The sequence below is a fragment of the Imbroritus primus genome, assembly GCF_964332355.1.
In the GTDB taxonomy this organism is placed as follows: Bacteria; Pseudomonadota; Gammaproteobacteria; order Burkholderiales; family Burkholderiaceae; genus Imbroritus; species Imbroritus primus.
On record NZ_OZ201293.1, the window covers coordinates 1,010,978 to 1,037,784 of the forward strand.

Consider the following 26,807-nt stretch of genomic DNA (forward strand, 5'->3'; position numbering starts at 1 on the left):
AAAAGCTGTGCTGAAGCAAGGTGGAGGAGAAAGATCACGCCCCCCTGTCGGCTGCCATCCTGTGGGGGTAAGCAATGATCTTATTGATAAGACGCGAAAGTATGTGGGCGAGCCGACAGGCGAATCGTGATGGCAAGAGCAAGCGTCCCACCGCAGGAAGAAAGGAGCCGCTTGTCCAGCCTCGCGGTAAAAACCTGACGTTTGGTACCTGGGACGGGAATCGAACCCGTATGGCTTGCGCCGAGGGATTTTCGTCACACTGCGACTTTCGCCGCCGGTTGGCCGTTCGTGCGCTGGACTATGCCTTCGCCGTGGCGCGATGCGCGGTAGGCGCCCCCCGTCTAGTCTCTACACCTTCTCATCACTGAGCTTGGCTCGGCGTTGCCTCGGCCATGAGGCCAGGGGGTTCGCCGAATTTGAGGGGATTCACGCGGGCGCTTTCGCAGCCCGGTGCTCAATCAAATTTAAGTCCCTTGTGTCTACCAATTCCACCACCCAGGCGGCAGAGTGCGCATTCTACCGGAGCAGGCTGCTCGCGTAAAATGCAGGTGGCAGTGCACGGTGGGCAGGCTACGATGAAACGGCACGGGCGGATGGCATAGCAACGCTAAACCCGTCTTGGGTTGAGTGGCTCACTCACCGGGCATGGTGGCCCGGAGCAAAGGAGGGCGCCTTCTCTTACGGGTCGGTTTGATGCCGCTGCCGGACCCCCGAGGATCCCTCGAGCAGCGCGGTAAAACTCGAACATCCTTGCTGGGTTTGTCGTGGTTCTTGCATTCTTCTGGCAAGTCCCAGTGGCGTATCCGCGGCGCTATCGTGCACTATTGTGCTGCGTGCGCGCCTTGTCTCACCGTAGTGCACAAGGTACGGGACTGGATATCCTGGAAGTTCGGCAAAGTGTTGCTTTTCGCCGAAAGCAAAATAAAATGAACTGGCCAGTTCAGAAAAGACGTGTGCGATAAGAACCAAAAGCCAGAAAAAGCGACAAAAGCTCCTGACGGCGGTGGCCGAGCTCTTCCTGGTCCCCCGGTTTCGGGCGCACTTCGATGGCGGAGATCCGCGAGTGAGCTGTGTTCTCCCACGCGACCCCATGCAACGCTCCCAGCCAGGGAGTCGGCATCCATGAGGTCGTATGCCAGCTGGGATGGTGTGGCACAGGCAGTGTTCTACTCGCCGTACTAAGGCATGAAGAAGGGCGCTGGCTCGATCTGTACGCGGCTGCGCATCTGGCAGAGATCCTTGCTGGCGGTACGTCGGCGCGTGGTCGCGGAAGCTGGACGCTACGTGTTCGACAAGCGCTGCTCCAAGCCGGTTCCGGCATGGCGTCTTGCCGGGGTGACGGATTACCCGGGCGGAGCGATGGAAACGGGACGCCCGAGCGTGAGGACCGCAGTTCGCTGTGATGCATCTGAAAAGATAAGGATCTCAGGAATCCGGATGGATTGGTCCTTTGATGCTCCGAGTGCCCGAGTCTCTGTCCCGAGGCGCCTATGGCCTTCGTCGACGCGCCCTTGGTAATGAATCCGTGATGAGGATTGCGACAAAGTTCGAATACACTCATCGCTCCCATATAACAGCATTTTTCTCATAGCCAATGCTACTGCTGACGCTAGTCCTTGTTCCCTTTATTGGCAGCATCATCGCCGCATGCCTGCCTGCCAACGCCCGTAATGGGGAAGCAGTCTTGACTGGCGCCATCGCTTTGTTTGGATTGTTGCTGACGGCGCCTCTTTATCCGCAGATTAGTGGCGGGGCAATCGAGCGCTATCAGGCGGAATGGCTGCCAGGATATGGCGTTAGTTTTGCTTTGCGCATGGATGGCCTGGCCTGGTTATTTGTCATGCTGGTGCTGTTGATTGGCTTGCTGGTGGCGCTGTATGCACGCTACTACATGTCGCCCGCGGATCCGGTGCAGCGTTTTTTTTCCTTCCTGTTGGCCTTCATGGGCTCGATGCTGGGCGTGGTGCTGTCGGGCAATCTGATTCAGTTGGTCGTGTTCTGGGAATTGACCAGCCTGACCTCGCTGTTGCTGATCGGCTACTGGCACCATCGCATCGATGCCCGGCGCGGGGCGCGGATGGCGTTTACGGTCACCGCCACCGGCGGCTTGTGCCTGCTGGTCGGCGTACTGGTACTCGGACATATCGCCGGCAGCTATGAGCTCGACGCAGTGCTGGCTGCTGGCGACAAGGTCCGCGCACATTCCTTGTATGTGGTGGCGCTGGTGCTCGTTGCACTTGGCGCGCTCACCAAGAGCGCACAGTTCCCGTTTCATTTCTGGTTGCCACATGCCATGGCCGCGCCGACGCCGGTATCGGCCTACCTGCATTCGGCTACCATGGTCAAGGCAGGGGTGTTTCTGCTCATGCGTCTGTGGCCGACGTTATCGGGTACTCCTGAGTGGACTTGGATCATCGCGGGTGCCGGGACATGCACGATGCTGGTTGGCTCGTTTCTCGCCATTTTCCAGCATGATCTGAAAGGGCTGTTGGCCTATTCCACCATTAGCCACCTGGGCTTGATCACGGTACTGCTCGGTCTCGGAACGCCCCTGGCGCTCGTCGCCGCCGTGTTTCATACGCTGAACCATGCCATTTTCAAAGCCTCGCTGTTCATGGCGGCCGGCATCATCGATCACGAAACCGGTACGCGCGATATGCGTCAGCTGCGTGGCCTTTACCGGATGCTTCCCTATACCAGCACGCTGGCGATCGTCGCCAGCGCCGCGATGGCCGGGGTGCCGCTGCTGAATGGATTCCTGTCCAAGGAAATGTTCTTTGCCGAGACCGCACTGGTAGGCGGCACGGAAGACTGGAACATGTCGATTGCGGCAGTGGCGATGGGTATTTTCAGCGTGACGTACTCACTCCGATTCATTAGCGTGTTCTTCGGCCAGCCAGCGCGCGACTTGCCCCGGGTGCCGCACGAGCCGCCGCGCTGGATGCGCTTTCCAGTGGAGTTCCTGGTGCTGCTATGCCTCGTGGTGGGCGCCGTCCCCGGCCCAAGTGTAGGGCCGATCCTGCATATGGCTGTTGTTTCCGTGCTTGGCCAGGCCACGCCCGCTTATGAACTGGCCGTCTGGCATGGCATCAACCTGCCGCTCCTGATGAGCATTGTCGCCCTGGTTGGCGGCATTGCCATCTATATCGTGCTGCGCAAGTACTATGGGCTGCTCCAGAGTGACCAGGCGCCCGTGCTGTACCGGTTCAATGGCGCGCGGATGTACGAACGCATCATGACGTACCTGCAACTGGGCGCCTCGTCGCTGGTGAAATGGCTTGGCGCACAGCGTTTGCAGCCGCAGTTGCTGCTGATGATGCTGATGCTGGTGGGGGCACCCCTTCTTCTGGTGTGGCCCTTGCCGGTCTTGAGCGCGATGCCCCGTACGGAGATCGATCCGCTGTTTGCCCTGATGTGGTTCATTGGCGCGGCTTGTGCAATCGCGGCTGCCTGGCAGGCCAAATATCACCGTCTGGCTGCACTGATTCTCGTCGGCGGTACGGGCATCGTGACCAGTCTGTCCTTCCTGTGGCTATCGGCACCGGACCTGGCCCTCACGCAACTGATGGTTGAAACCGTAACCACGGTACTGATCCTGCTTGGCTTGCGATGGCTGCCGCCACGCATCACGCCGCGCGAACTGAATATCGATGTGCCGCGTCGTGTCTGGCTGCGGCGCGCGCGTGACCTGCTGATTGCCGTGGCAGGGGGGCTTGGCATGGCTGCGGTCAGCTATGCGGTGCTGGTACGTCCGCCCCCGCAGAGCATCGGCGATTTCTTCCTGCTCCATTCGTTATCCGGAGGCGGCGGCACCAACGCGGTCAATGTACTCCTGGTCGATTTTCGTGGCTTCGATACCATGGGTGAGATCACCGTGCTCGCCATCGTGGCATTGACGGTCTATGCGCTGCTGCGTCGCTTTCGCCCGGCGCCGGAGAGCATCGCTGTTCCCATACAGCAGGCAAACGATGTCGATCCGGCCGTCGGACAGGCGCCTGACGAACAGGCCAACAGTGGTTACCTGATGGTCGGCGGTGTGTACCTGCGTTTCCTGTTGCCGTTCATGATGGTGGTCGCCGTTTATTTCTTTCTCCGCGGACATAATCTGCCGGGCGGCGGTTTCGTGGCGGGCCTCATCTTCGCGGTAGCGATCATCACACAGTACATGCTGGCCGGAACGAACTGGGTGGAGTCGCACATTCGCGTCCGGCCCCACGACTGGATTGCATGCGGGCTGGCCGCCGCGTGCCTGACAGGTTTGGGCGCCTGGGTGTTTGGCTATCCCTTCCTGACCAGCCATACCAGCCATCTCACTCTGCCGCTGCTGGGTGAAATTCATGTTCCGAGCGCCTTCTTCTTCGATCTGGGTGTATTCCTGGCTGTCGTCGGCACCACCATGTTGATCCTGGTGGCGCTGGCGCACCAGTCGATCCGTGGTCACCGTCTGACTGCCGGCGGCGCTATACCGGAAACCGTTTCTACAAAAGAGGCTATCTGATGGAAATTGTCATCGCGCTTGCTATCGGCATCCTGTTCGGCGCGGGCATCTGGCTGATCTTGCGTCCCCGAACGTTCCAGGTGCTGATCGGACTGCTGCTGATGTCGTACGCGGTCAATCTGTTCATCTCCGTCATGGGGCGTCTCTGGGTCGACCGCCCGCCGCTTGTTCCCGGCAAGGGCTTGCCCGATCCGGCCACGGTCGCCGATCCTTTGCCGCAAGCGCTGGTATTGACCGCCATCGTAATCGGTTTTGCCACCACCGCCCTTTATCTAGTGGTGATGATCGGCGCGCGCGGCTTGACCGGCACTGACCATGTCGACGGACAGGAGCCCGAGCAATGACCCTGGGTTGGTCCCAACACCTGATCATGCTGCCGGTGCTGCTACCGCTGGCGTGCGGCACCTTGCTGATTTCGCTCAACGAAAGCCGGCATCAACTCAAGTTCTTCATCAGCCTGGCATCGGTAATCAGTCTGTTGGCTACAGCGATCGCGCTGGTCTCGCTGACCGATAGCGGCCAATGGCCGCGCGGGATCGGCGTCTACCTGGCGGCGAACTGGGCGGCGCCGTTCGGTATCGCGTTAATGGTGGACCGCCTTGCGGCCGTGATGCTGTTACTGGCCGCAACGATAGCTGCCGCCGCGCTGTTGTATTCCATGCAGCGATGGAGCCGCATCGGTGTGCATTTCCATTCGCTGTTCCAGTTTCTGTTGATGGGAATCAATGGCGCGTTCCTGACGCACGATTTATTCAACCTCTTCGTCTTCTTCGAGGTCATGCTGGCAGCGTCCTATGGCTTGCTTCTGCATGGCTACAATGCCACGCGTCTGCGTGCGGGTATCCAGTACATCGCCATTAACCTGGTTGCTTCGTTGCTCTTCCTGATCGGCGTCGCATTGATCTACGCCAGTGCCGGAACGCTCAATATGGCAGATCTGGCGGGACGCCTGCCGGGCATCACGGGTGATGAACTGGTGCTGCTCAAGACCGGCGTGGCGGTGCTGGCGATCGCGTTCCTCGTCAAGAGCGCGATGTGGCCGCTCGGCTTCTGGTTGCCGGCTACGTATGCAGCAGCATCACCTCCTGTCGCTGCCTTGCTGGTCATGATGACCAAGGTCGGGGCCTACGTGATCCTGCGCGTATGGCTCCTGGTGTTCTCCGACGAGGCGGGCGCTGCTGCCGGCTTCGGCTTCAATGTCCTGCTCCTGGGCGGCATGGCGACCATTGCCTTTGGTGCTGCCGGCATGTTGGCAACAGAAGCGCCAGGGCGACTGGCGGGTTACGCGGCGATCGTCTCGTCAGGCATCCTCCTGGCAGTGATCGGCTATGGCCAGGCGTCGCTGATCAGTGCAGGGTTGTACTATCTGCTTGGGTCGACCTTGGCGTTGGCGGCATTCATGCTTCTGCTTGAGCTGATTCAACGTATCAGCTCCTCGCGCGCGGAAATGCTGGCGCTGACGATGGAAGCTTTTGCGATTGAAGAAACGCCGGAAGAACCCGTGGGCGTGGGTATTCCGGCTGCGGTAGCTGTCCTGGGGTTATCGTTTGCCGGTTGCGCGCTGGTGATCGCCGGCTTGCCGCCGCTATCCGGTTTCGTTGCGAAGTTCGGGCTGTTTCATGCGCTGCTCAATCCGGATGCGCCTAATGCATCGGTGACTCCAGTGACATGGGTGCTGATGGCGCTCATCGTGCTGTCCGGATGGGCGGCCATCATCGCAATGCTGCGCTTCGGCGTCCGGACGTTCTGGGCGGCGGGCGACATCAAGCCGCCCAGGTTGCCAGCAACAGAAGTTGCGCCGATCGGCCTGCTGCTGGTGCTCTGCGTCGCGCTGACCGTTCAGGCTGCGCCGGTCCTTGCCTACCTGCAGCGTGCCAGCGATGACCTGCACCGGCCGGGCCAATACATCGATCGGGTCCTGTCCCAACCGGTGGTGCCAGGCGTTCAGCAAGCGAAGGAGGCGCCATGAAGCGCTGGTTGCCCTCGCCGGGGGTGTCCGGCACGCTGATGCTACTGTGGCTGTTGCTCAACCAGAGTCTCGACCCAGCCCACTTGCTGCTGGGCGCCTTCCTTGGCGTGCTCGTGCCAGTGCTGGTCGCGCCGCTGTTGCAGCCGATCGGGTATCCGCGTCTTGCCAAGCCTCTGGCACTATTTCGTCTGCTGACGATGGCGCTGGTGGAGATCGTGCGGTCCTGCTTCAATGTCAGCCGGATCATCCTGTTCGCCAAGGCGGAGGGGCTGAATTCGCAGTTCATCAGGATCCCGCTGGATCTGCGAAACCCGTACGGCCTCGCCTTGCTGTCCTGCCTGATCAATTCGACACCGGGCACGGTGTGGGTGGAAATCTTGCCGGGCAAGAATGAGTTGGCCCTGCATGTGTTCGATCTGCACGATGAGCAATGGTGGATCGATACCATCAAGACGCAATACGAAAAACCGATCATCGAAATCTTTGAATAGGGGATGGCCAATGAATTCTTTGCTGGAACTGGCAATAGGATATGCATTCGTCTGCGCGATCCTTGCCATGGTGTTTTGCGCCGTCCGCCTGTTGATCGGTCCTTCCGCTCATGACCGCGTCCTTGCCCTGGATACATTGTGGATGTGCTGCATGTTGCTGGCCCTGACCTTGGGTATTCGTTTTGGTAGTCCGATCTATTTCGAATTTGCCTTGCTGATTGCCTTGCTCGGCTTCGTGTCGACAGTCGCTTTGACAAAATTCCTGATGCGCGGGGAGGTGATTGAATGAATGCAATCGAAAACATGCCAGCTTGGGCGGCGCTGTTGACCGCGCTCCTGCTGATCCTGGGCGGGAGCATTGCCCTGATCGGTGCGCTCGGGCTGATGCGCTTGCCCAATTTTTACCAGCGCATCCATGGTCCGGCCATTACCGTCACACTCGGCGCTGGATGCCTGCTGCTGGCGTCGATGCTCTATTTCACCGTGCTGCAGTCCCGCTTGGTGATTCATGAACTGATCATTGCCGCCTTCATCCTGATGACATCGCCGGTCGTGTCGATGCTTCTGATGCGCGCCGCTGTGTACCGCGACCTGCGTGTCAATAAGCGTTTGGCGGGGTGAGTGTTGAGCTGTGCCTCAACGTCGTGGCTCGGCCGGAAGCTTTCGCCAGTCGCACCGCAGACCCGTCTGAGCCTCCGACACGGGGGGCTGAAAATGTCAGGCGTATATTGATTTACGCGCTTTGTCCGCAGCTTGGTTAGAATGAAGACATGGATGTCCCTGGCGCCACGCTCACGAGGAGGACGACATGAAAACCGTTGCCGCGATTCTGCAGACCAAGCCTGACCGGACGGTGCACACCATCCGGCCCGATGCGCCCGTGTTCGATGCAATCCGCCTGATGTCGGAAAAGAGCATCGGGGCCGTACTGGTCATGGAGGGCGACGAGATCGTCGGGATCGTGACCGAGCGCGATTACGCCCGCAAGATCGTCCTCATGGACCGGTCCTCGAAATCGACGCCAGTGCGCGACATCATGACGCGCGCCGTCATCTATGTCGGTCCGCAAGAAGACAACGAACGCTGCATGGCGCTGATGACCGAGCGCCGCCTGCGCCATCTACCCGTGCTGGAACACGGCAAGCTGATCGGATTGATCTCGATTGGCGACCTCGTCAAGGATATCATCTCCGAGCAGCAATTCATCATTTCCCAACTGGAAAGCTATATTACGGGCGAACGAGCCTGATCCTGGCACACGCACAAGCGTTACCGGATTTGTATCGGTTGTTTCGCTTTGTATCCAGGCAGCCTCGGCACGGAACCAACATTTCCGTGCGTGGCTCCTAGCTCCATGGGATGCCGCGGGCATCCCGCCAGGATGGAGAAAACATGATGAAAACGAAACTTCTGTTGGCAACGATGGCTTCCGCGGTCGCCCTCGCAGGCTGTGCCGTTCCGGCGTACCAGAACAACTACCCGCAATCCGGCTACCCGCAGGGAGGCTATCCTCAGGGCGGTTATCCGCAACAAGGCTATCAATCGGCGCCGCAAGGCGTGGCCCCCAACTATGCGCTGTATGGCCGGGTTGAATCGATCGAAATGTTGCAAGGCCAGCAGGCGAGCAGCGGCATTCTCGGCACGGTCCTGGGTGGCGCGGCTGGCGGCCTTTTGGGCCATCAGATCGGCGGCGGCTCCGGCAAGACAGCGGCCACCATCGGTGGCGCGGTCCTCGGCGCGGTGGCTGGCAACCAGATCCAGCGTAGCCAGGGTGGGCAGCAGGCGTTGTACCGGGTTGTCGTCCGGCTCGATGATGGCCGCATCGCCACGGTAACGCAAACTTCCCCCAACAATCTCCAGGTCGGCATGCGTGTCCGGGTGATGAACGACCAAGTTACCCCAGCCTGACTTTCGATGCGCCAATAAACGCGCCGCCCAGCAGCAATGCCGGGCGGCGCGTTTGTATATTGGGCGGCTCCCTCCGTGCTAGTACCCCAACACTGCTTTCCTCCCACTCCATCCCCGATGATTTTGCGAGTCCCCGTCCTGCCATCCGGGATTTCTTGCCCCATGAACTAGGATGCAAAATTCCGAGCGTACGCTAAGTCCCTGATTCACAAACCTTCGAGACATGTAGGGCAAGAAATTCTTTTGTGTTCGTGAAGAAATTCTTGCTTTTATTTCACACGAGCCCGCTGCATCATCCATGTGACTCATAGGATCCCCCGACGTCACAGGTGACTCATGAAGAATAACAAGCCTCAGGAGACAACCGGACCGGGCGCTCCCGCGTCTGGTCGTCGCGCGTTTCTGGCGCGCGGTGCTGCGGTGTCTGCCGCTGCGGTTGCGTCAGCCAAGCTGATTCCGGCCGCGCAGGCCAGTGAAGCCAATCTGCCGCCGAATGTTCCGGCCTGGATGAAAACCCAGGGAGGCGGATTCCTGAATCCGCCGTATGGCCTGCCGTCGCCGTTCGAGAAAAACGTCGTACGTAAGTTGCCAGCGACGGTTGCAGCATTTCCGACAGCTACGCGTACGCCGCTGCAGAACCTGTTTGGCACCATCACGCCGAATGGCCTGTTCTTTGAGCGCCATCATGCCGGCGTGCCGGTCATCAACCCGGACGAGCATCGCCTGATGGTGCATGGCCTGGTCGAGAGGCCGCTGCTGCTGACGATGAACGACCTGATGCGCTATCCGTCGTTCACCCGTATTTACTTCCTTGAGTGCTCCGGTAACAGTGCCGCGGAATGGAACAAGCCGACCGGCAAGACCGCGCAGGATGTCCATGGCCTGCTGAGCTGCTCGGAGTGGACGGGCGTTCCGCTCTCGACCATTCTCGACGAAGTTGGTGTCAAGCCGGAAGGCAAGTGGCTGCTGGCTGAAGGTGCGGACGCCGCAGCCATGACCCGCAGCATTCCGCTCGAGATGGCCATGAAGGACGCCTTGCTGGTCTACGCCCAGAACGGCGAGCGGCTGCGCCCCGAGCAGGGCTACCCGCTGCGCCTGCTGCTGCCGGGTATCGAAGGCAATATGAGCATCAAGTGGCTGCGCCGCCTGAAGATCGGCAACCAGCCGTTCTACACGCGCGAGGAAACCTCGAAGTACACCGATCTGATGCCGGATGGCAAGGCGCGCGAGTTTACGTTCGAGATGGATGTGAAGTCCGTCATCACCACGCCATCCGGCGGGCAGACGCTGCGTGAGAAAGGACTTTACGAGATATCAGGGATCGCCTGGAGCGGACGTGGCAAGATCCGCAGCGTGGATGTGTCAGTCGATGGTGGACGCAACTGGCGCGAAGCTGTACTGCAGGGCGCGATCCAGAGCAAGGCCGTCACGCGCTTCTGCCTGCCGTGGCGCTGGAATGGCGAGCCCGCCATCCTGCAGAGCCGCGCGATCGACGAGACCGGCGCGGTTCAGCCCACGCGCCAGCAACTGATCGCTGCGCGCGGCACGAAATCCTTCTATCACTACAACGGCATTCAGAGCTGGAAAGTCGCGACGAGCGGGGAGATTACCAATGTCCATGCATAAAGCAGGCGTCGCGGCCATCGCTGCCGCATTGCTGACTCTCGGCTGCGCCAACCAGGCTGGCCAGTCCGGGCAGGTGCACAAGCCCGCCGGGGAGCGCTATGGTCTCGGCAAGACGCCGACAGCCCAGGAGATCGCTGGCTGGAATATCGATATCGCCCCCGATGGCAGCGGCTTGCCGCCGGGTTCCGGCACGGTGGCGCAGGGGCGTGCCCTGTATGCCGCGCAGTGCGCTGCCTGCCATGGTGCAACGGGGCAGGGCGGCACCGCGGCGCGCCTGGTGGGCGGTCAGGGTACGTTGACCAGCGACAAGCCGGTGATGACGATCGGCAGCTTCTGGCCGTATGCCACGACGCTGTATGACTACATCAACCGCGCCATGCCGTGGGATCGTCCGCAGTCGCTCAAGCCAAACGAGGTGTATGCGCTGACGGCGTTCCTGTTGCACATGAACGGTATCGTCGATGCCAACGCCTCGCTCGATGCCACGTCGCTGCCCAAGGTTGCCATGCCGAACCGCAACGGCTTCACGCGGGGCGATCCGCGTCCGGGCGATGTGAAGACTACGCGCTGCATGGAAAACTGCAGCTGACCTGACGGTCGCGGGCCGGTGCATGGCGATGCGCCGGCCCAGTGGCACGTGGTTTGCTACCATGTGTCTATGCATGTTTCGCCACCGCCTTTTTCCTCCCCTGCCGACCTCTCTGACCTGTTTGCGCAGCCCAGCGCACTGTTCCTCGATTTCGACGGCACCCTTGCCGAGCTGGCTTCCACACCCGATGCGGTAGTCCTGCCGCCATCCCTGCCAGGCATGCTTGGCATGCTGCAGCAACGCTTCGATGGCGCGCTGGCCATCGTGTCCGGCCGCCCGGTTGCACAGCTCGATGCCTTCCTCGCGCCATTGCAACTGACGTGCGCCGGCACCCATGGTGCGGAGCGGCGGCTTGCAGGTGGCCCGCTGGTGCAGATGCCGGTCCCCTCGTTGACGGCAGTGGAGGCGGCTGCAGCGGCACTGGCGGCACGCGATGCCCGTCTGGTGGTCGAGCGCAAGCATGGCGCCCTCGCGCTGCACTACCGTCAGGCGCCGGAACGCGCCGCCCTTTGCCTAGATACCATGCGAGCGGCCGCCCATGATCTGCCGGGCGTGACCGTGCTGCACGGCAAGATGGTCGTGGAGGTCAAGGCTGCCAACCTCGACAAGGGCGGTGCGATACATGACTTTATGCACCTGTCGCCATTCGCCGGCAGGATCCCGGTGTTCATCGGGGACGATGTCACCGATGAGTCCGGCTTTGCTGCCGTGCATGCCGCCCAGGGTATTGGCATCAAGGTCGGCGCGGGCACGACCCTTGCAGGCTACCGGATCAGCGATCCCGCTGCGGTGCATCTCTTGCTCAGGCAACTACTCAATTAACTGCCGCGTTAGCATCCGACCGGCCGGCATCATGGATCGCACTGGCTTATCAAGGAGGTCCAAATCCCATGTCGCGCCTGGTGGTGGTGTCCAACCGCACTGCCGATCCCCGCAACAGCACCGCCGGCGGACTTGCCGTCGCGCTCGGTGAGAGCCTGCAGCAATCCGGTGGATTGTGGTTTGGCTGGAGCGGGAAAATTCTGGAAACTACACATGCAAATATGGACGATCCACCGTTGCATGTGCAGCGCGCCGGGCGGGTCACGCTTGCGACGGTCGATCTGTGCCGTGATGACTACGAAGCGTATTACAGCGGCTATGCCAACGGTGTGTTGTGGCCGGTGTTTCATAACCGGCTCGACCTGGCTCAGTTCGAAGCCGGGTTTGCGGCAGGCTATCATCGCGTGAACAGCATGTTTGCCCGGCGGCTTATGCCCTTGCTCAAGCCCGAGGATATCGTCTGGGTCCACGACTATCACCTGATTCCGTTGGCTGCGGAACTGCGCCGTCTTGGCTGCACCAACCGCATTGGCTTCTTCCTGCACATTCCCTTGCCGCCACCGATCATCCTCGCGGCGATTCCTCAGTGCCAGTGGCTCGTGCGCTGCCTGTTCTCCTACGATCTGGTCGGGTTCCAGAGCGAACGCGATGTCGGGCATTTCGCACGTTTCCTGGCCACCGAATCCCAGGTGGCGGTCGAGATGCTGTCGGGCCAGCGCTTTCGCGCATTCGGACGTCTCCTGCAGGCTGGCGCATTTCCAGTATCGATCGATGTCGATGAATTCGTCGCGCTCGCCACTGCACGCGAAGGCCGTGATATGTACCAGCGCATGCGCACCGAATACTCGCGCCGGCAATTGCTGATCGGTGTCGACCGGCTGGACTACTCGAAAGGTCTTCCACAGCGTATGCAAGCGTTCCGCATGCTGCTCGACAAGTATCCGGAAAACCGCAGCATCGCCACGCTGATCCAGATCGCCGCGCCGAGCCGGGAGGATGTCGATGCCTATGAGGATCTGCGCCATGCCATGGACCAGATCTGTGGTGGTATCAACGGCGACTATGGTGAACTCGACTGGACACCGATCCGTTACCTGCACCGCAACGTGGCGCGCAAACGCATCGCGGGCCTGTATCGGGCGTGTCGGGTGGCGCTGGTGACGCCGCTGCGCGATGGCATGAATCTCGTCGCCAAGGAATACATCGCCGCCCAGGATGAGCGTGATCCTGGCGTGCTGGTGCTGTCCCGCTTCGCCGGCGCCGCGGAGCAATTGCGTGAGGCCTTGCTGGTCAATCCCTATGACATCGATGGAACGGCCGAGGCGATCCGCCGCGCCCTGAGCATGCCGCCCGAGGAGCGGATCGAACGGCATCGCGCGCTGATGATGCGGCTGCGCGACCAGGATATCCACTGGTGGCGCAAAGCCTTCCTCGATGTGCTGACAGCTTGCGAGACGACAGCCGTCGTGACATGAATCCGGGCCCTCGGGTATGCTGTCGTCTTGCTCTGGCGCTATGCCGGGCGCAACGCGAATCGAACAGAAGAAAAGAGGGAGAGGGCGGACATGCTGCGGATCTGGGGGCGGATGAATTCCATCAATGTCATGAAAGTCGTGTGGGCCGTGCGGGAGACCGGCGTGCCATTTGAACGGGTGGATGCGGGACGGCAGTTTGGCATCGTCGACACCGCCGACTACCAGGCAATGAACCCCAATGGCCTGGTCCCCCTGCTGGACGACGATGGTTACCTGCTCTGGGAATCGAACGTGATTGTGCGATACCTTGCGGCCCGCTACGCGGCCGGGACGCTCTATCCCGAGGACCTGCAGGCCCGGTTTACTGCCGAGCGCTGGATGGACTGGCAGCAGACCCGTCTCAACCCGGCCACCAAAGGTAGTTTCTGGCAATGGATCCGGACACCGGAAGCCGAGCGACAGCCCGCGCAGATCGAAGCGTCGAATGCCGCAACCGAACCATTGATGGCAATCGTGGATGCGCATCTCGCGCGCCATCGCTACATGGCCGGCGAGCAGTTCACCATGGCGGATATCCCGATTGCCTGCGAAATCCATCGCTGGAGCAACCTGCCGCAGCCGCAGGTGGAACGACCCCATATCGCACGCTGGTACGCCGAGATGCGTAACCGCCCGGCCGCGCGCGAACTGCTGGATGCGCCGCTCTCCTGAACGTAGGTTTCTTCCCTAGCGTCCGCCCGTGTCCGTCTGGTACCTCTAGATTCTCGAGTGCGCGGGTGGCTCGCTGTACACCGGCATCACCACCGACGTGGCGCGCCGCTTCTCGCAGCATCAGGCGGGGAAAGGCGCGCGCTATACCCGTTCACATCCGCCCCTGCGCATTGCCGGCGCCGTCGCCTGCGGCACGCGTTCGGACGCGCTCAAGGCCGAGCTGGCAGTCAAGCGCATGACGGCTGCCGCCAAGCGCGACTACTGTGCGAGCCTGTCCGCGATCCCGCGTCAAGACTGACAGCGTCCTGTATGTTCCCGGATAGTTCCGGATACCCAACTTGAGTGGGGTATGTGGCGATGCAGTTTGTCACGCCCTTGGGCTACTATCGGGCTCATGTATTGGGTCTATTCAAGAATAAAGCAGGGCCGGGGGCATGGTGACGGGGGAACAGAAGGCGCTGGAAATCGCCCATTCGCTCTATGAAGGGGTACTTGCGCCGGGTGGGTGGGCCGGGGCATTGGAACAGATCCGCAGTCTGACTGAGTCGGCGTCGGCGTGCATGCTGCTGCGCGACCGGCAGACCAAGGCTGCGTTCATCAGCGACCAGTCGAATATCGACAATCGGCTGCTGCAGGAATACATCGCCCATTACTACGCTTACGATCCAGGCTACGACATAGCGGACCGTTATGACGTGGGCGACTGGTTTGTCGATTACCGCGATCTGGATGGCAAGATTCTCCAGAAAGGCGAGTTTCACCAAGAGTTCTTGCGTGCCTACGATCTCAACTCGGTGCAGGCCACGCCGCTGCTGAAGACCGACCGGGTGGAGTGCTTCCTCTCGCTGCAGAGCGGTGACGATGTGCGCGAGCGCGCGATGCCAGACAACTCCGCCATCCTGCGCTGGCTGCAACCCCATTTCGAGCAGGCGGCCCGCTTGCGCCATCATCTGCATGTCCTGCAGCGTCAGGGTGAGCTGGCGATGCGCGTGCTGGATGCCTTCACCTTTCCCGTTCTGGTCATGAATCAGCGTGGCGCCGTGCAGCTGGGCAACCGTGCGGCTGACGACTGGCTGGCCCTCAAGGGCAATCCTTTTTCTGCCCGCGGCCTGCGGCATACTTGCAGCGGTACCATCGCAGTGGCCCAGGCGCTATCGCGGGCGTGTGCGCTGACGCACAGACTGGCCACGGGCGGCGCAGTACTGGAGTATGGCGAGCCCCTGCAACGCTACTACCTCGTGGTTGTGCCGTTGCCTGAGGCCATGGGCATGCAGTTGCCCGGGCAAGATCCTCTCGCGCTGGTCATGGTGCACGCGGCGCAGTATGAGGCGCGCCCGGTCGACATGCTGCTACGCATGCTGTTCGGTATCTCGCCCGCCGAGTACCGGTTGATCGAAAAGCTGATGCTGGGCCTGCCGATCAAGACATGCGCCTTCGACCTCGGTATTTCGCTGGAAACTGCGCGCTCGCATCTCAAATCCATTTTCCGGCGCACACAGACGTCCCGCCAGGTCGATCTGCTCCGCCTGGTACAGCAACTCGCTTACGGCCACTAGAGCATGCCGGGCACGTCAATGTGGCTGGCATGCCCGAATGCACATCCCCCGATTGCGGGATGTGAGGTCTGCTAATACACCCTACGATATCAACCCAAACTCGCGCCACCGGCCGTATGAGGGAAAGCATGAGAAACTTGATGTCGAACTGTACGTTTTTTTTCAGGCCCACACGCCGCACACAGGTTCGCTGGATCTGTGCGGGCGCTGCGTTGTTGTCGTTGGCGGTCTGCAGTACAGCCCACGCGCAGATGCGCATGTGGAAGCGTGGCGCTCCCGGTGGCTTCAATGCCGTACTGTATCTTCAGAACAGCAGTGGCCAGGCTCAGCAATGCAATGTGTCCTGGGCCAACGCTAACGGTGGCTTTGGCGATGGTCTCACGGTAATCGTCCAGCCTGGCGAGACCAAGCAGATCCAGACGGGTGTCGTGGCCGTCAGCGAAAGCTACCGCTGCAACGTCTATGTGGATCCCTTCAAGAAGCGTGAACAGGAACGCCTGGAAGCCGAACGCCGCAAGCGCGAGCAAGAGGCTCTGCAGCGGCAGCGCGAGGAAGAAGCGAAGCGGCGCAACCAGCAGATCTTTGGCAGCCGGCCGCAGCAGAATCAGGCCCAGGGCAACACCCAGAATAATGCTGGCACCTATACGCCATCGTCTGCCTACACTCCAGCGCCGAGCTATACGCCGGCTCCGGCCTATACGCCTCCGCCGTCCACTGCACGGCGCACCACGCCATCGACGTCAAATAGTGCGCGCAATCTGGCGATGCTCGGTACCGTGGCACAGGCGTTTGGCTCGATGAGCGAGAGTTCGGCGGCCGCGGATGCAGCGCGCGAGGAGCGCGAGCGTTACGAAACCGCACAGCGTGAGCGTCAGGCGGCCATCAAGGCACGTAATATCGAAACCAATATGCAGCGCGCCATGCAGGAAGCGGTAACCGCGCCGGATGTCAATCCGTGGGGAGTGCAATGAGCATGAGCAAATCCATCCGATGGCCCGCCGCTGCGGCTCTCCTGGCCGCGCTGGTGGTGTCGGGATGCGCCAGCACCGGCGCGTACAGCTACAAGAAGGATGAAGAGGCATACATCCTGAGCGACATCGTACCGTTGCGCAAGAGCGGCCAGAACCAAAAAGCGCTGGCCTTGCTGCAAAGCCGCTTCAATGACAAATGCGGAACGGGCACGCCGCTGGGCAAACAGGCGTTCGGCGTGGCGTTCAAGAATACCGATCGCGCTGACATGTACAACGCCTGCGGCCTGCTGAATGCGCATATTGCCCAGCTGCTGCATGAAACAGGCGACTACAAGCGTGCCGTGCCGGCGCTGCTGCAGGCGCTGCGCGACGAAATGTATCCGCAGGGCTGGAAATACGATCGCCTGGAGTGCAGCCGGTTGAACTACTACGGCTGGATCTACGAAGCCAAGCTGACCACCGTGCCGCTGCACCAGGCGCTGTACGAGTCCATGGACCGTTCCGGCAGCGCCGACGCCAAGCGCTTTATGCACAAGTCCTATCTATGCCGGCTCGATGAACATATGCAGCCGGAACAGGCTGCGGCGGTGAGCAGCGATTTCGTGGCGCAGGCCCGCAAGCATCTCGGGGAGGCGGGTGCTGCCGAGGCCCAGAAGTACACGCAACTGATTCCCGGTCCGGCGCGCGACTCGGCGCAGCGCATCATGATGCGTCGCTATAGCGAGAAATCGATCACGGAACTGCAGATGCGCGCGCAACTGGCGACGCTCTATGCCAATGCCCTGAAGGCGGTGCAGAAAAACAACCTGAACGCCCCGGTCGAGAAAGATCCGTCGCCGATTGTCGAGCACTGGACAGGCAAGGTCGAGGAAGCCAACAAGAGCGTCAAGCTCTTTGCCGATTCCTGATCATCGATTGCCATTCCACGGGAAGGGGGCGGATGCGATTACTCCGCCAGTTCCGCCTCCCGAAGCCGCCGCTCGCATTCGTCCATCAGATCGAGCGCAATGTCCGATACGTAGTTCGGCGACAGCGCTTCCATCATCTCATGCGCCGTATACAGGCCTGCCTCGCGTGACAGCGTGCCGGCCAGCTCGCGCGCCAGCGCGTCGCTCAGGGCCGAGAATGCCTTGCGCTCGGCATGCGGCAGCGACAGGTCATGGCGTGCCAGCCATGAGGCGGCGAGCGTCGCCCCTTGTGCCTCGGTCAGCCATTGGCCATGTTCGTAGAAGGTCGACAGCCGCTCGGCCGCGAGGGCGAACAGCAGCGATTTTCGGGTGGTGAGATTGAGGCGCGCGGACATTGGGGCAACGTTGGGGTACATCGGGGGCAACATCGGTCAGGGAGAGATGATAGCCCATGCCCGCTGCCCCGGCGGCTCAGCGTGGCTGGGCTTGGTGCTGTTCCGGCCGGGCCAGTTGATGATAGGCCGCCTCCGCCGCGGCCAGGAGTTCTTCGCGCGGCATGCTGCCCGACAGGGCGTAGCCGAACGGCCCGTCGACCCAATAGAACACACTGACTGCACCCTCACGTGCAAAGCGGAAAGCCGTTTCGCGATTGCCCTCCGACGGGCGGACGTAGAGCGTGAGCCTTTGCTGGCGGGCATCCTGGTACATGAACTGCGCCGCTGGGGCGGGCCCGGCCGGTAGTAGGCGTCCGCCAACCAACTCGAATCCTTGGGCCTGCAGATGCGGAATCGCAACGGCATGGCCAAGCCGCTTGGACAGCCACTGCACCAGATGTGCCTCCTGTGACGCCGCGACTTCCACCGGGTGGCGCACTTCAGGCGAGTAGGTGACATGAGCCAGGGTCGCCTGCGTCCGCAGCTTGGTCGCATAGTTGCGCTCGGCCAGCAAAGGCGACGACACCGGCCATAGGCCGCGCACGCTGTAGCCGATCACGCCGCCCAGCACCAGCCCCGCCAAGGCCGCTGCCATACCGTAGCGCCATTGCGGCGTGCGTCGAGCGGCACGCTGCAAATGGGCCGGCACCGGGGTTTCCAGCCAGCCATCGAATGCCGCGTGCAGGGCTTCCTTTTGTCGGCGCCAATCGCGCACGCGCGCGGCTTCTTCGGGATGATGCGCCAGCCGCTGCTCGGTCTCCGCTGCCTGCTGCGGAGACAGGCGCCGGTCAATGAGCGCATGCAGTTCGGAATCGAGCGGGGGTTTCATTTCACTACCTTCAGGTGGGCCGGGCCGGGGCCGGATTGCTGCGCCAGGATCTCGCGCAGCCGGTCGCGCGCCCGCGACAGCCGGGACATCACCGTGCCGACGGGAATCCCCAGTACGCGTGCGGTCTCTTCATATGTCAGCTCCTCGAGCGATACCAGCAGGAGGACTTCGCGCTGTTCCGGCGTCAACTGGGCCAGGGCACGGTCAAGGTCGCGCAGAGCCAGCCGGTCGCCTTCGGTACCGCGTATCGCGGGCATGGCGTGGGCCTCGTCAAGCGGTGTGGTCTGCGGCCGTGTGCCACGCTGGCGGACCTGGCTGACGAACAGGTTGTGCATGATGGACAGCAGCCAGGCTTCCGGACGCGTGCCCGGGCGGAACAACCGGAAGCGGGACAACGCCCGTTCGAGCGTGTCCTGGACCAGGTCGTCGGCCGCATGCGCGTCGCCGGTCAGGGCGCGGGCGTAACGGCGCAGGCGTGGCAGGTGCTCAGTCAGGTCGGTCATGCGTGTTCTGCAGCGTGGCAGGCGCGGGGCGAATGCCCCACACCGTCATGATAGTCCCGCCGCAGTTACTTCGCCACGCGCCAGACGTTGTTGACGCCATCGCCGCTCTTGTCGCCGGGTTTCTGGTCCTTGACCCAGTAGTACAGCGGCTTGCCTTTGTAGGTGACCTGCTGCTGCCCGTCGTCGCGGGTGATCAGCCCGAAGTCCCCGCTCACCGGGCCGTGTGCCAGCAGCGGCGGCCAGTTGGCGGCGCATTGGCCGTTGCACACGCTCTTGCCGCCGCTGTCCCGGTCGAAGGTGTACAGGGTCATGCCATTGGGACCGACCAGCATGCCGTTGGTCATGGTCGCCGGTGCGGTGGCCTGGGAGCCGGGCATGGCGCCGCAGGCAGTCAGGACGATGGCGGCTGCCGAAGCGGCTGCCCAGCGGGCGAACGGAAGAGAGCGTTGGGTTTGCATGGTGTCTCCTTGAGGTGTGGGGGCCGCGGCGGTGTGCCGCTGCCATTGTGCGGACGTTGCAACCGGTAAACGCAGCGTGCCCACGGTTTATTCCCAAGCCGCGTGAATTTTTGTGCAGGCGAGGCAATCGTGCCAAACTGATGGCTGGCGGACATGCCCGCGCATGGCCCGCTCATCCCGGGAAGGAGTCGCCATGAGCCGCAAAACCCCAATCGAGCGCTACCGCAATATCGGCATCAGCGCGCATATCGATGCCGGCAAGACCACCACCACCGAGCGCATCCTGTTCTACACCGGCGTCAACTACAAGATCGGCGAAGTGCACGAGGGCACGGCGACGATGGACTGGATGGAACAGGAGCAGGAGCGCGGCATCACCATCACGGCGGCGGCGACCACGACCTTCTGGAAAGGCATGGCCGGCAACTATCCCGAGCATCGCATCAATATCATCGATACACCGGGGCACGTCGATTTCACCATCGAGGTCGAGCGCTCCATGCGCGTGCTCGACGGTGCCTGCATGGTCTACGACGCGGTTGGCGGGGTGCAGCCGCAGTCCGAAACCGTCTGGCGGCAGGCCAACAAATACGCCGTGCCGCGCCTGGCCTTCGTCAACAAGATGGACCGGGTCGGCGCCGATTTTTTCCGCGTGCACCGGCAGATCGTCGAGCGCCTGCACGGCAATCCCGTGCCGATCCAGATCCCGGTGGGGGCCGAGGACCACTTCCGCGGCGTGATCGATCTGCTGAAGATGAAGGCCATCGTCTGGGACGAGGCCAGCCAGGGCATCAAGTTCAGCTACGAGGACATCCCCGCCGACCTGCTGGCAGAGGCGCAGCAATGGCGCGACCGCATGGTGGAAAGCGCGGCCGAGGCCAACGAGGCGCTGCTGGAAAAATACCTGGCCGGCGAGGCCTTGACGGAAGACGAGATCCGCCAGGCGCTGCGCACGCGCACCATCGCCGGTGAAATCGTGCCCATGCTGTGCGGCAGTGCATTCAAGAACAAGGGCATCCAAGCGCTGCTCGATGCCGTACTCGACTACCTGCCGTCGCCGGCCGACGTACCGGCCATCCTCGGCCATACCGAGGACGGCGGCGAGGCCGAGCGCCACCCGAACGACGACGAGCCGTTTGCCGCATTGGCCTTCAAGATCATGACCGATCCGTTCGTCGGCCAGCTGATTTTCTTTCGTGTCTATTCCGGCGTGGTCAAGACCGGCGACCAGGTCTTCATTCCCTCGCGCCAGCGCAAGGAGCGCCTGGGTCGGCTGCTGCAGATGCATGCCAACGAGCGTAACGAGATCAAGGAAGTACGGGCAGGCGATATTGCCGCCGCCGTGGGCCTCAAGGAGACGGTCACCGGCGACACGCTGTGCGATCCCGGGCACGTCATCGTCCTGGAGCGCATGGTGTTCCCGGAGCCGGTGATCTCGCAGGCCATCGAACCCAAGACCAAGGCCGACCAGGAGAGGATGGGCATCGCGCTGGGGCGGCTGGCGCAGGAGGATCCATCATTCCGCGTCCGTACCGATGAAGAGTCTGGCCAGACCATTATCTCCGGCATGGGCGAACTGCACCTGGAAATCCTGGTGGACCGCATGAGGCGCGAGTTCGGCGTCGAGGCCACGGTCGGCAAGCCGCAGGTCGCCTATCGCGAAACCATCCGCCGCGCGGTCAAGGATGTGGAGGGCAAGTTCATCAAGCAATCCGGTGGACGCGGCCAGTATGGTCACGTGGTGCTCGATGTCGAACCGCTGCCGTCGGGCGGCGGCTACACCTTTGTCGATGCCATCAAGGGCGGGGTGGTGCCGCGCGAATTCATTCCCGCCGTCGACCGTGGCATCCAGGAGGCGTTGCCGTCCGGGGTACTGGCCGGTTATCCGGTGGTTGATGTCAAGGTCACGCTGGTGTTCGGTTCGTACCACGATGTCGATTCCAACGAGAATGCCTTTCGCATGGCCGGCTCGCTGGCGTTCAAGGAAGCGCTGCAGCGGGCCCAGCCAGTGCTGCTCGAACCGATGATGTCGGTCGAAGTCGAGACGCCCGAGGAGTTCACGGGCAACGTCATGGGCGACCTGTCATCGCGGCGCGGCATGGTGCAGGGCATGGAGGATATTCCGGGTGGCGGTGGCAAGGCGGTGCATGCCGAGGTCCCGCTGGCGGAGATGTTCGGTTACTCCACCGCACTACGCTCGCTGACGCAGGGACGTGCGACCTATACGATGGAGTTCAAGCGCTATCTCGAAGCGCCGCCCGGTACGGCCCAGGCGCTCGGCGGTGCAGGTGGAGGGCGAGGCAAGTGAGCGATCATGTACCGCCGCTCGACCGCCTGCTGTCCGTCAGCATGCCGTATGGCAAGTATCAGGGACGTCTCATCGCGGACCTGCCCGGGCATTACCTCAACTGGTTCGCCCGTACCGGTTTTCCGCCGGGCGAGCTGGGCCGGTTGCTGGCGCTGATGCACGAACTTGATCACAACGGACTGACGCACCTGCTGCAGCCTTTACGGGCCGAGCGTTGACTGGGCAGGGCTTTGACAGCCCTGCCGCCGCCACGAAAACCCTGTCGGGCGCCCCGCCGAACTGATCCGGTGTTTTCTGCCAAAACTGCTACTGGTATTGTCCGGCCCACCTGCTAGGCTCAAGGTATCTCCGCGTCGGGCGGCATGTCGAGGCGCGTGCGATCCGGGCTTGCCGCCGCTGATCAATGCAACTGATGTGAACGGATGCGATCAGCGTGGCCGGCGCGGCAAACGAACTGGCAGACATCATGAGCGACTTCAAGCAGACCATCCAGCGCAAGGCCTCCTTTGCGCAAACCACCCGTGCGGTCCTGTGGGGCTTCTTCGGCGTCCGCAAGGGCGCGGAACATGACCGGGACATGCAGCTCAATCCGATTCACCTGATTTCCGCGGGCGTCATCGGCGCGACGATACTGGTCATCGTACTCGTGCTGGTGGCACGCCATGCCGTGAGCTGATGGTTCGGGCCACGTTGAACCGGCGTCGCTGGCATGACTGCGCCATTTGCTGATCGGACTGACGCCGGCCGGCAACTGGGCCAGATGCTGCTGCGTGAGCTGTCTGCCGAACAGCGCGCGGACCTGATGGTACTTGGCCTGCCGCGCGGCGGTGTGCCGGTGGCGGCCGCTGTCGCTGCGGTGCTGGGCGTACAGTTCGATATCCTGCCGGTGCGCAAGCTCGGCCTGCCATTCGATCCGGAGCTGGCGATGGGCGCAGTAGCACCAGGCGCGGTGGTGTATCGCGACGAAGAAATCATCGCCTGGCATCACGTATCGGACACCGCTTTCGACTATGTGCTCCAGCGCGAACGGGCCGAGCTGGAGCGGCGCATGACACGCTACCGGGCTGGCTCGCCGCCTCCTGTGCTGGCTGGCAGGACCGTGGTGGTGGTCGACGATGGGCTGGCAACCGGCGCGACCATGCAGGCGGCGCTGCTTGCCTTGCGGGGGCAGGGCGCCGCATGCTGCGTCGTTGCCGTGCCGGTTGCACCGGCCGGCGCAGCGGAGCGATTCCGCGATGTGGCTGACCAGTTCGTTTGTGTCCACACACCCGTGCGGTTCGACGGCGTCAGCCGCCACTATGACGATTTTTCTCAAACCACCGATGCCGAAGTCCTCGCCTGCCTAGCTCTGCCGCACGGACCGCTCGCCCCGTCAGGCATCAGGACGTGACCTGCGGTTCGTCCGGCGTTTCTTCTGGAATCGGGGGTGTCAGCGGCGCCGGATCGCGTACCGGCGGAGTCTCCGGGTCCGGCTGCGGATGGCCCGGTGGGTGCTGTGGCGTGTGGAGGCTGGGCATGTCATTAGTCCTCGGGTCGTCAGGTGGGTGTGTCGGTCACGGGCCGGTTTCCGCAACGCTATGTGCCAGTCCCCGCATTGGGCCGGGCACATGCTCCAGTGTAGTGCGTGCCGCCGTCAGGAGCGAGGTACTGCGGAGCCCGCCCGGCAGGTGCACGCGTTGCGGGCACAGCGTGTATGCTTGGTCCGTGCCGGGTATACCGTTGCAGGATCGACGGCCTGACCGGCGCATACAACAACAATGGGACGCCGCGCCCGCTTTTCGACTCCAGGAGACACAATGAAGCTGTTCTACGCCCCCACGTCGCCGTTTGTCCGCAAAGTCATGATCTCCGCCCATGAACTGGGGCTGGTCGATCGCATCGAGCTGGTGCCTGCGGCCGTCAGCCCGATCAACCGTAACGCGGACGTGGTCGCGCAGAACCCGCTTGGCAAGATTCCCGCGCTGGTGACCGACGACGATGTGGCGCTCTATGATTCGCGTGTCATTTGCCAGTATCTGAACAGCGTGGCATCGGGCCAGGTGATTCCACCCGAAGGCCCGGCCCGCTGGACCGCACTGCGTGACGAGGCGCTGGGCGATGGCCTGATGGATGCCGCCGTGCTGATCCGCTACGAGACCTTCGTGCGTCCCGAGCCGCTGCGCTGGCAGGAGTGGATCGACGGAAAATTCGAGGCAGCACGCAGCGCCGTGCGCGGCATCGAAGCGCAAGCGCAGGCCCTGGAAGGCCGCAATGACATTGGCGTGATTTCCATTGCGTGCGCCCTCGGATATCTCGACTTCCGCAATCCCGAGTTCGACTGGGCGGCCCTTGCGCCGCGCACCGCGAAGTGGTTCGCAGGCTACAAGGCCCGCCCATCCTTCCAGGCCACCATGCCGAAGTAAGGCGCGAAGTTGGCCGTGAGGTTCAGGCACAACGCAAGCTGACGACGACGGGGTGCAAAAAGGTCGGTGCCGAGAAACCAGCGCCGGAAATCCAGCGCCACAGCATCAGGGAATATGCCGGGCCACGCCATCGGGCCCGGCGAGTACCTCCCCGAGCGGGATGCTGGCCGCTTGCCAGTATTGGCCAGCCGGACCATCCGGCCGCGTGGCATACAGCGTTAGTGCGGTGAAACAGGCATGTGTCGGTGGATCCGCGTGCCGGGCCGCGCTTGCGGCTGCTTCCGCAGTGATGCGCCGGCTGGCCCGCGCCAGCGTCAGGTGTGCGCGAAACGCATTGCCGGTTGGCAGGCCGGCCTGCGCCAGACGCGTGCGCAGATGATCGACCAGAGCCAGCAGTTCGTCGTTGGCCGTAAAGGTTGCCACCAGCACGCGCGGGCGGATGCTGTCCGGCCACCATTCGATGGCCTCCAGCGGCAGGCAGCGCAGCGGCCGTGCCAGTGACGGCAGGGTGCGCGCCACCTCCTGCCCGAGCTCGGCTGGCAGATCGCCGATGAAGGCCAGGGTCAGGTGCAGATTGGCCGGGTGCACGGCGCGAATGCCGGGGCCGCTGGCCAGTGCCAGCCGTTCAGCGGTGGCACGGACAGGTGTCAGGGCGACGAAGCAGCGTTGCCAGTGCAGGGCGGCGGCTGGGCTTGCCGGGCTTGCCGGATCTCCCGATGCCCGGCCGGGGTCTGGATCAGGAAAGTGCATGGGCGCCTGCGCATCGTTTGCAGCAGATGTCATTCAGCATAGCACCCTCGCGTCATGCTGCCATTGACTACACTGAGAACTTCTTCGTCAGGATCCTGATTCCGCACATGGCCCATATCGTTTTCGCACCCGCCATCCAACGTCATGTCGCCAGCCCGGCGCGCGACATCGCGGCCGCTACCGTGCGCAGCGCGCTGGATGCCGTCTTTGAATTGCAACCCGAACTGCGCGGCTACATTCTCGACGACCAGGCTCAACTGCGCCGCCACATGGCGATCTTTGTCGATGGGCGGGCCATCGCGGACCGGCGGGGCCTTGGCGATGCGTTGCGGCAGGACAGCCGGGTGTACGTGGTGCAGGCGCTGTCGGGCGGATGATTTCCGTACACTCACTCCCGATCTTCCGTACGGAGCGACCATGAACGAACCGCAGCAACTGTATGTCGCCACCCGCAAGGGCCTGTTCACCCTGCGGCGCAGGGACGGGGCGTGGGAAACGGTAGGCGCCGCCTTCCTCGGCGAACCGGTCAGCATGGTGCTGCCCGACCGACGCGACGGCACCGTGTATGCCGCTCTCAACCTCGGCCATTTCGGCGTCAAGTTCTGGCGCTGCCGCGCCGGGGGCGAATGGGAAGAATGCGCCGTGCCGACCTATCCGCCCCAGCCAGAGGGCTATGTACCGAACCTGCCCACGCCCGGGGATGCGCCACCCGCGCCACCCTGGAGCCTGGTGCAGATCTGGTCGCTGGAAGCGGGCGGACCGGAGCAGCCCGGGGTGCTGTGGGCTGGCACGATTCCCGGCGGCCTGTTCCGCTCGGACGATGGCGGTGACACCTGGCAGATGAACCGCCCACTGTGGGATCGCCCGGAACGCGCCGAGTGGTTCGGCGGCGGTTACGACTATCCGGGCATCCATTCCATTCATGTCGATCCGCGCGACAGCCGTCATGTCACCGTGGCCATCTCGTGCGGCGGCGTCTGGCATACGCGTGATGGCGGAGCAAGCTGGGAAGTCGGCTGCAAAGGCATGGAGGCCGGCTACATGCCGCCGGAGCGCCGTGAGGATCCGAACATCCAGGACCCGCATCGCATGACGGCCTGTGCCACGCAGCCGGATGCGCTTTGGGTCCAGCATCACGATGGCATCTTCCGCTCGACCGATGGCGGCGCGCACTGGCGGCGGGTGGTGGCGCAACCTTCCAGCTTCGGCTTTGCCGTGGCCGCGCATCCGCATGATCCCGATACCGCCTGGTTCGTGCCGGCGGCGCAGGATGCCTGCCGCGTGCCGGTCGATGCGCAACTCGTGGTGACGCGCACGCGCGATGGCGGCCAGACCTTCGAAACCTTGCGCGCGGGTTTGCCGCAGACACCGTCATATGACCTGATTTACCGCCACGGGCTCGATGTCGACGCCACAGGCCAGCGGCTGGCGATGGGTTCGACGACGGGCGGCCTTTGGTTGTCTGAAGATGGTGGCGACCAGTGGATCTGCCTGTCCGCGCATTTGCCGCCCATCTATGCTGTGCGGTTCGGCTGAGTGGGCGGTTAAGGCAACGGTATGCAGTGGGTGAGTCCACGTGCGGTGCCGGCGAGAAGCGTG

The 26,807-nt window shown here is 62.8% G+C and carries 29 protein-coding genes; 24 read left to right on the plus strand and 5 right to left on the minus strand.

The window, feature by feature from the left end; all coding sequences use genetic code 11:
- Positions 1 to 1,594: 1,594 nt before the first annotated feature.
- The 17 genes from ACQ3C8_RS04620 to ACQ3C8_RS04700 all read left to right on the plus strand — a co-directional run bounded on the left by ACQ3C8_RS04620 (position 1,595) and on the right by ACQ3C8_RS04700 (position 17,524).
- Positions 1,595 to 4,498 carry a monovalent cation/H+ antiporter subunit A gene (locus tag ACQ3C8_RS04620; protein ID WP_428852629.1) on the plus strand — a complete coding sequence of 968 codons (2,904 nt, stop codon included), beginning with the start codon at positions 1,595 to 1,597 and terminating at the stop codon, positions 4,496 to 4,498.
- Entirely contained in the window at positions 4,498 to 4,842 is a 345-nt protein-coding gene (locus ACQ3C8_RS04625; protein WP_009521431.1) for a Na+/H+ antiporter subunit C, read from the plus strand. The genes ACQ3C8_RS04620 and ACQ3C8_RS04625 overlap by 1 nt, the downstream gene beginning before the upstream one ends.
- The gene (locus tag ACQ3C8_RS04630; protein WP_428852630.1) at positions 4,839 to 6,467 is read left to right on the plus strand and encodes a monovalent cation/H+ antiporter subunit D; all 1,629 of its coding nucleotides are present in this window, start codon (positions 4,839 to 4,841) and stop codon (positions 6,465 to 6,467) included. The genes ACQ3C8_RS04625 and ACQ3C8_RS04630 overlap by 4 nt, the downstream gene beginning before the upstream one ends.
- Positions 6,464 to 6,958, plus strand: coding sequence for a Na+/H+ antiporter subunit E (locus tag ACQ3C8_RS04635; protein WP_009521429.1), 495 nt, complete (start codon positions 6,464 to 6,466; stop codon positions 6,956 to 6,958). Before ACQ3C8_RS04630 ends, ACQ3C8_RS04635 begins: the two co-directional genes overlap by 4 nt.
- A gap of 10 nt (positions 6,959 to 6,968) precedes the next feature.
- Positions 6,969 to 7,247, plus strand: coding sequence for a K+/H+ antiporter subunit F (locus ACQ3C8_RS04640; protein WP_009521428.1), 279 nt, complete (start codon positions 6,969 to 6,971; stop codon positions 7,245 to 7,247).
- Positions 7,244 to 7,579 (plus strand): monovalent cation/H(+) antiporter subunit G, encoded by a 336-nt coding sequence (mnhG, locus tag ACQ3C8_RS04645; RefSeq protein WP_009521427.1) that lies wholly within the window; start codon positions 7,244 to 7,246, stop codon positions 7,577 to 7,579. The genes ACQ3C8_RS04640 and mnhG overlap by 4 nt, the downstream gene beginning before the upstream one ends.
- Positions 7,580 to 7,766: 187 nt before the next feature.
- Positions 7,767 to 8,207, plus strand: a complete 441-nt coding sequence (locus tag ACQ3C8_RS04650; RefSeq protein ID WP_009521426.1) for a CBS domain-containing protein — start codon at positions 7,767 to 7,769, stop codon at positions 8,205 to 8,207.
- Between the two features lie 146 nt (positions 8,208 to 8,353).
- Positions 8,354 to 8,866: a glycine zipper 2TM domain-containing protein gene (locus tag ACQ3C8_RS04655; RefSeq protein WP_037029315.1), complete on the plus strand. Its 513-nt coding sequence runs from the start codon at positions 8,354 to 8,356 to the stop codon at positions 8,864 to 8,866.
- A 336-nt stretch (positions 8,867 to 9,202) separates the two neighbouring features.
- Positions 9,203 to 10,492 carry a sulfite dehydrogenase gene (gene soxC / locus ACQ3C8_RS04660; protein WP_428852631.1) on the plus strand — a complete coding sequence of 430 codons (1,290 nt, stop codon included), beginning with the start codon at positions 9,203 to 9,205 and terminating at the stop codon, positions 10,490 to 10,492.
- A complete protein-coding gene (locus ACQ3C8_RS04665; protein WP_009521423.1) occupies positions 10,479 to 11,081 on the plus strand; it encodes a c-type cytochrome in 603 nt (200 codons plus the stop codon). Before soxC ends, ACQ3C8_RS04665 begins: the two co-directional genes overlap by 14 nt.
- 69 nt (positions 11,082 to 11,150) lie before the next feature.
- A complete protein-coding gene (gene otsB, locus ACQ3C8_RS04670) occupies positions 11,151 to 11,903 on the plus strand; it encodes a trehalose-phosphatase (RefSeq protein WP_428852632.1) in 753 nt (250 codons plus the stop codon).
- A 68-nt stretch (positions 11,904 to 11,971) separates the two neighbouring features.
- Positions 11,972 to 13,378: an alpha,alpha-trehalose-phosphate synthase (UDP-forming) gene (locus tag ACQ3C8_RS04675; RefSeq protein WP_428852633.1), complete on the plus strand. Its 1,407-nt coding sequence runs from the start codon at positions 11,972 to 11,974 to the stop codon at positions 13,376 to 13,378.
- Positions 13,379 to 13,468: 90 nt separating this feature from the next.
- Positions 13,469 to 14,089 carry a glutathione S-transferase family protein gene (locus tag ACQ3C8_RS04680; protein ID WP_428853032.1) on the plus strand — a complete coding sequence of 207 codons (621 nt, stop codon included), beginning with the start codon at positions 13,469 to 13,471 and terminating at the stop codon, positions 14,087 to 14,089.
- A 49-nt stretch (positions 14,090 to 14,138) separates the two neighbouring features.
- A complete protein-coding gene (locus tag ACQ3C8_RS04685; protein ID WP_428853033.1) occupies positions 14,139 to 14,387 on the plus strand; it encodes a GIY-YIG nuclease family protein in 249 nt (82 codons plus the stop codon).
- Positions 14,388 to 14,523: 136 nt separating this feature from the next.
- Entirely contained in the window at positions 14,524 to 15,645 is a 1,122-nt protein-coding gene (locus ACQ3C8_RS04690) for a helix-turn-helix transcriptional regulator (protein WP_428852634.1), read from the plus strand.
- Positions 15,646 to 15,902: 257 nt separating this feature from the next.
- On the plus strand, positions 15,903 to 16,616 hold the full coding sequence (locus ACQ3C8_RS04695) for a hypothetical protein (protein ID WP_428852635.1): 714 nt from the start codon (positions 15,903 to 15,905) through the stop codon (positions 16,614 to 16,616).
- Between the two features lie 2 nt (positions 16,617 to 16,618).
- Positions 16,619 to 17,524 carry a hypothetical protein gene (locus tag ACQ3C8_RS04700; RefSeq protein ID WP_428852636.1) on the plus strand — a complete coding sequence of 302 codons (906 nt, stop codon included), beginning with the start codon at positions 16,619 to 16,621 and terminating at the stop codon, positions 17,522 to 17,524.
- A 38-nt stretch (positions 17,525 to 17,562) separates the two neighbouring features.
- Here the strand turns inward: ACQ3C8_RS04700 and ACQ3C8_RS04705 are convergent, their stop codons facing one another.
- From ACQ3C8_RS04705 to ACQ3C8_RS04720, 4 genes are all read right to left on the minus strand, one after another.
- Entirely contained in the window at positions 17,563 to 17,919 is a 357-nt protein-coding gene (locus ACQ3C8_RS04705; RefSeq protein WP_037029311.1) for a hypothetical protein, read from the minus strand.
- A 76-nt stretch (positions 17,920 to 17,995) separates the two neighbouring features.
- The gene (locus ACQ3C8_RS04710; protein ID WP_428852637.1) at positions 17,996 to 18,787 is read right to left on the minus strand and encodes an anti-sigma factor family protein; all 792 of its coding nucleotides are present in this window, start codon (positions 18,785 to 18,787) and stop codon (positions 17,996 to 17,998) included.
- Positions 18,784 to 19,290, minus strand: coding sequence for an RNA polymerase sigma factor (locus ACQ3C8_RS04715; RefSeq protein ID WP_428852638.1), 507 nt, complete (start codon positions 19,288 to 19,290; stop codon positions 18,784 to 18,786). Before ACQ3C8_RS04715 ends, ACQ3C8_RS04710 begins: the two co-directional genes overlap by 4 nt.
- 65 nt (positions 19,291 to 19,355) lie before the next feature.
- On the minus strand, positions 19,356 to 19,748 hold the full coding sequence (locus ACQ3C8_RS04720) for a COG4315 family predicted lipoprotein (RefSeq protein WP_428852639.1): 393 nt from the start codon (positions 19,746 to 19,748) through the stop codon (positions 19,356 to 19,358).
- 193 nt (positions 19,749 to 19,941) lie between these two features.
- On the opposite strand from ACQ3C8_RS04720, the gene fusA reads away from it, so the two are divergent.
- The 5 genes from fusA to ACQ3C8_RS04745 all read left to right on the plus strand — a co-directional run bounded on the left by fusA (position 19,942) and on the right by ACQ3C8_RS04745 (position 24,458).
- Positions 19,942 to 22,056 (plus strand): elongation factor G, encoded by a 2,115-nt coding sequence (gene fusA / locus ACQ3C8_RS04725; protein WP_428852640.1) that lies wholly within the window; start codon positions 19,942 to 19,944, stop codon positions 22,054 to 22,056.
- A complete protein-coding gene (locus tag ACQ3C8_RS04730; protein WP_009521410.1) occupies positions 22,053 to 22,274 on the plus strand; it encodes a DUF3820 family protein in 222 nt (73 codons plus the stop codon). Before fusA ends, ACQ3C8_RS04730 begins: the two co-directional genes overlap by 4 nt.
- 248 nt (positions 22,275 to 22,522) lie before the next feature.
- Positions 22,523 to 22,732 (plus strand): DUF2970 domain-containing protein, encoded by a 210-nt coding sequence (locus ACQ3C8_RS04735; RefSeq protein WP_037029310.1) that lies wholly within the window; start codon positions 22,523 to 22,525, stop codon positions 22,730 to 22,732.
- A 33-nt stretch (positions 22,733 to 22,765) separates the two neighbouring features.
- Positions 22,766 to 23,446: a phosphoribosyltransferase gene (locus ACQ3C8_RS04740; RefSeq protein WP_428852641.1), complete on the plus strand. Its 681-nt coding sequence runs from the start codon at positions 22,766 to 22,768 to the stop codon at positions 23,444 to 23,446.
- Positions 23,447 to 23,852: 406 nt separating this feature from the next.
- The gene (locus tag ACQ3C8_RS04745) at positions 23,853 to 24,458 is read left to right on the plus strand and encodes a glutathione S-transferase (protein WP_428852642.1); all 606 of its coding nucleotides are present in this window, start codon (positions 23,853 to 23,855) and stop codon (positions 24,456 to 24,458) included.
- A gap of 105 nt (positions 24,459 to 24,563) precedes the next feature.
- Here the strand turns inward: ACQ3C8_RS04745 and thpR are convergent, their stop codons facing one another.
- A complete protein-coding gene (gene thpR, locus ACQ3C8_RS04750; RefSeq protein WP_428852643.1) occupies positions 24,564 to 25,241 on the minus strand; it encodes an RNA 2',3'-cyclic phosphodiesterase in 678 nt (225 codons plus the stop codon).
- A 74-nt stretch (positions 25,242 to 25,315) separates the two neighbouring features.
- Here thpR and ACQ3C8_RS04755 point away from each other — a divergent pair, with 74 nt between their 5' ends.
- Positions 25,316 to 25,585, plus strand: coding sequence for a MoaD/ThiS family protein (locus ACQ3C8_RS04755; RefSeq protein ID WP_428852644.1), 270 nt, complete (start codon positions 25,316 to 25,318; stop codon positions 25,583 to 25,585).
- A gap of 40 nt (positions 25,586 to 25,625) precedes the next feature.
- Positions 25,626 to 26,744 carry an exo-alpha-sialidase gene (locus ACQ3C8_RS04760; protein WP_428852645.1) on the plus strand — a complete coding sequence of 373 codons (1,119 nt, stop codon included), beginning with the start codon at positions 25,626 to 25,628 and terminating at the stop codon, positions 26,742 to 26,744.
- Positions 26,745 to 26,807 lie beyond the last annotated feature (63 nt).

What these genes read in the sequence shown, in the direction of transcription:
- ACQ3C8_RS04620 (WP_428852629.1), top strand. Translation starts at nt 1,595, where the DNA reads ATGCTACTGCTGACGCTAGTCCTTGTTCCCTTTATTGGCAGCATCATC.
- ACQ3C8_RS04625 (WP_009521431.1), top strand. Translation starts at nt 4,498, where the DNA reads ATGGAAATTGTCATCGCGCTTGCTATCGGCATCCTGTTCGGCGCGGGC.
- ACQ3C8_RS04630 (WP_428852630.1), top strand. Translation starts at nt 4,839, where the DNA reads ATGACCCTGGGTTGGTCCCAACACCTGATCATGCTGCCGGTGCTGCTA.
- ACQ3C8_RS04635 (WP_009521429.1), top strand. Translation starts at nt 6,464, where the DNA reads ATGAAGCGCTGGTTGCCCTCGCCGGGGGTGTCCGGCACGCTGATGCTA.
- ACQ3C8_RS04640 (WP_009521428.1), top strand. Translation starts at nt 6,969, where the DNA reads ATGAATTCTTTGCTGGAACTGGCAATAGGATATGCATTCGTCTGCGCG.
- mnhG (WP_009521427.1), top strand. Translation starts at nt 7,244, where the DNA reads ATGAATGCAATCGAAAACATGCCAGCTTGGGCGGCGCTGTTGACCGCG.
- ACQ3C8_RS04650 (WP_009521426.1), top strand. Translation starts at nt 7,767, where the DNA reads ATGAAAACCGTTGCCGCGATTCTGCAGACCAAGCCTGACCGGACGGTG.
- ACQ3C8_RS04655 (WP_037029315.1), top strand. Translation starts at nt 8,354, where the DNA reads ATGAAAACGAAACTTCTGTTGGCAACGATGGCTTCCGCGGTCGCCCTC.
- soxC (WP_428852631.1), top strand. Translation starts at nt 9,203, where the DNA reads ATGAAGAATAACAAGCCTCAGGAGACAACCGGACCGGGCGCTCCCGCG.
- ACQ3C8_RS04665 (WP_009521423.1), top strand. Translation starts at nt 10,479, where the DNA reads ATGTCCATGCATAAAGCAGGCGTCGCGGCCATCGCTGCCGCATTGCTG.
- otsB (WP_428852632.1), top strand. Translation starts at nt 11,151, where the DNA reads ATGCATGTTTCGCCACCGCCTTTTTCCTCCCCTGCCGACCTCTCTGAC.
- ACQ3C8_RS04675 (WP_428852633.1), top strand. Translation starts at nt 11,972, where the DNA reads ATGTCGCGCCTGGTGGTGGTGTCCAACCGCACTGCCGATCCCCGCAAC.
- ACQ3C8_RS04680 (WP_428853032.1), top strand. Translation starts at nt 13,469, where the DNA reads ATGCTGCGGATCTGGGGGCGGATGAATTCCATCAATGTCATGAAAGTC.
- ACQ3C8_RS04690 (WP_428852634.1), top strand. Translation starts at nt 14,524, where the DNA reads ATGGTGACGGGGGAACAGAAGGCGCTGGAAATCGCCCATTCGCTCTAT.
- ACQ3C8_RS04695 (WP_428852635.1), top strand. Translation starts at nt 15,903, where the DNA reads ATGTGGAAGCGTGGCGCTCCCGGTGGCTTCAATGCCGTACTGTATCTT.
- ACQ3C8_RS04700 (WP_428852636.1), top strand. Translation starts at nt 16,619, where the DNA reads ATGAGCAAATCCATCCGATGGCCCGCCGCTGCGGCTCTCCTGGCCGCG.
- ACQ3C8_RS04705 (WP_037029311.1), bottom strand. Translation starts at nt 17,919, where the DNA reads ATGTCCGCGCGCCTCAATCTCACCACCCGAAAATCGCTGCTGTTCGCC.
- ACQ3C8_RS04710 (WP_428852637.1), bottom strand. Translation starts at nt 18,787, where the DNA reads ATGAAACCCCCGCTCGATTCCGAACTGCATGCGCTCATTGACCGGCGC.
- ACQ3C8_RS04715 (WP_428852638.1), bottom strand. Translation starts at nt 19,290, where the DNA reads ATGACCGACCTGACTGAGCACCTGCCACGCCTGCGCCGTTACGCCCGC.
- ACQ3C8_RS04720 (WP_428852639.1), bottom strand. Translation starts at nt 19,748, where the DNA reads ATGCAAACCCAACGCTCTCTTCCGTTCGCCCGCTGGGCAGCCGCTTCG.
- fusA (WP_428852640.1), top strand. Translation starts at nt 19,942, where the DNA reads ATGAGCCGCAAAACCCCAATCGAGCGCTACCGCAATATCGGCATCAGC.
- ACQ3C8_RS04735 (WP_037029310.1), top strand. Translation starts at nt 22,523, where the DNA reads ATGAGCGACTTCAAGCAGACCATCCAGCGCAAGGCCTCCTTTGCGCAA.
- ACQ3C8_RS04740 (WP_428852641.1), top strand. Translation starts at nt 22,766, where the DNA reads ATGACTGCGCCATTTGCTGATCGGACTGACGCCGGCCGGCAACTGGGC.
- ACQ3C8_RS04745 (WP_428852642.1), top strand. Translation starts at nt 23,853, where the DNA reads ATGAAGCTGTTCTACGCCCCCACGTCGCCGTTTGTCCGCAAAGTCATG.
- thpR (WP_428852643.1), bottom strand. Translation starts at nt 25,241, where the DNA reads ATGACATCTGCTGCAAACGATGCGCAGGCGCCCATGCACTTTCCTGAT.
- ACQ3C8_RS04755 (WP_428852644.1), top strand. Translation starts at nt 25,316, where the DNA reads ATGGCCCATATCGTTTTCGCACCCGCCATCCAACGTCATGTCGCCAGC.
- ACQ3C8_RS04760 (WP_428852645.1), top strand. Translation starts at nt 25,626, where the DNA reads ATGAACGAACCGCAGCAACTGTATGTCGCCACCCGCAAGGGCCTGTTC.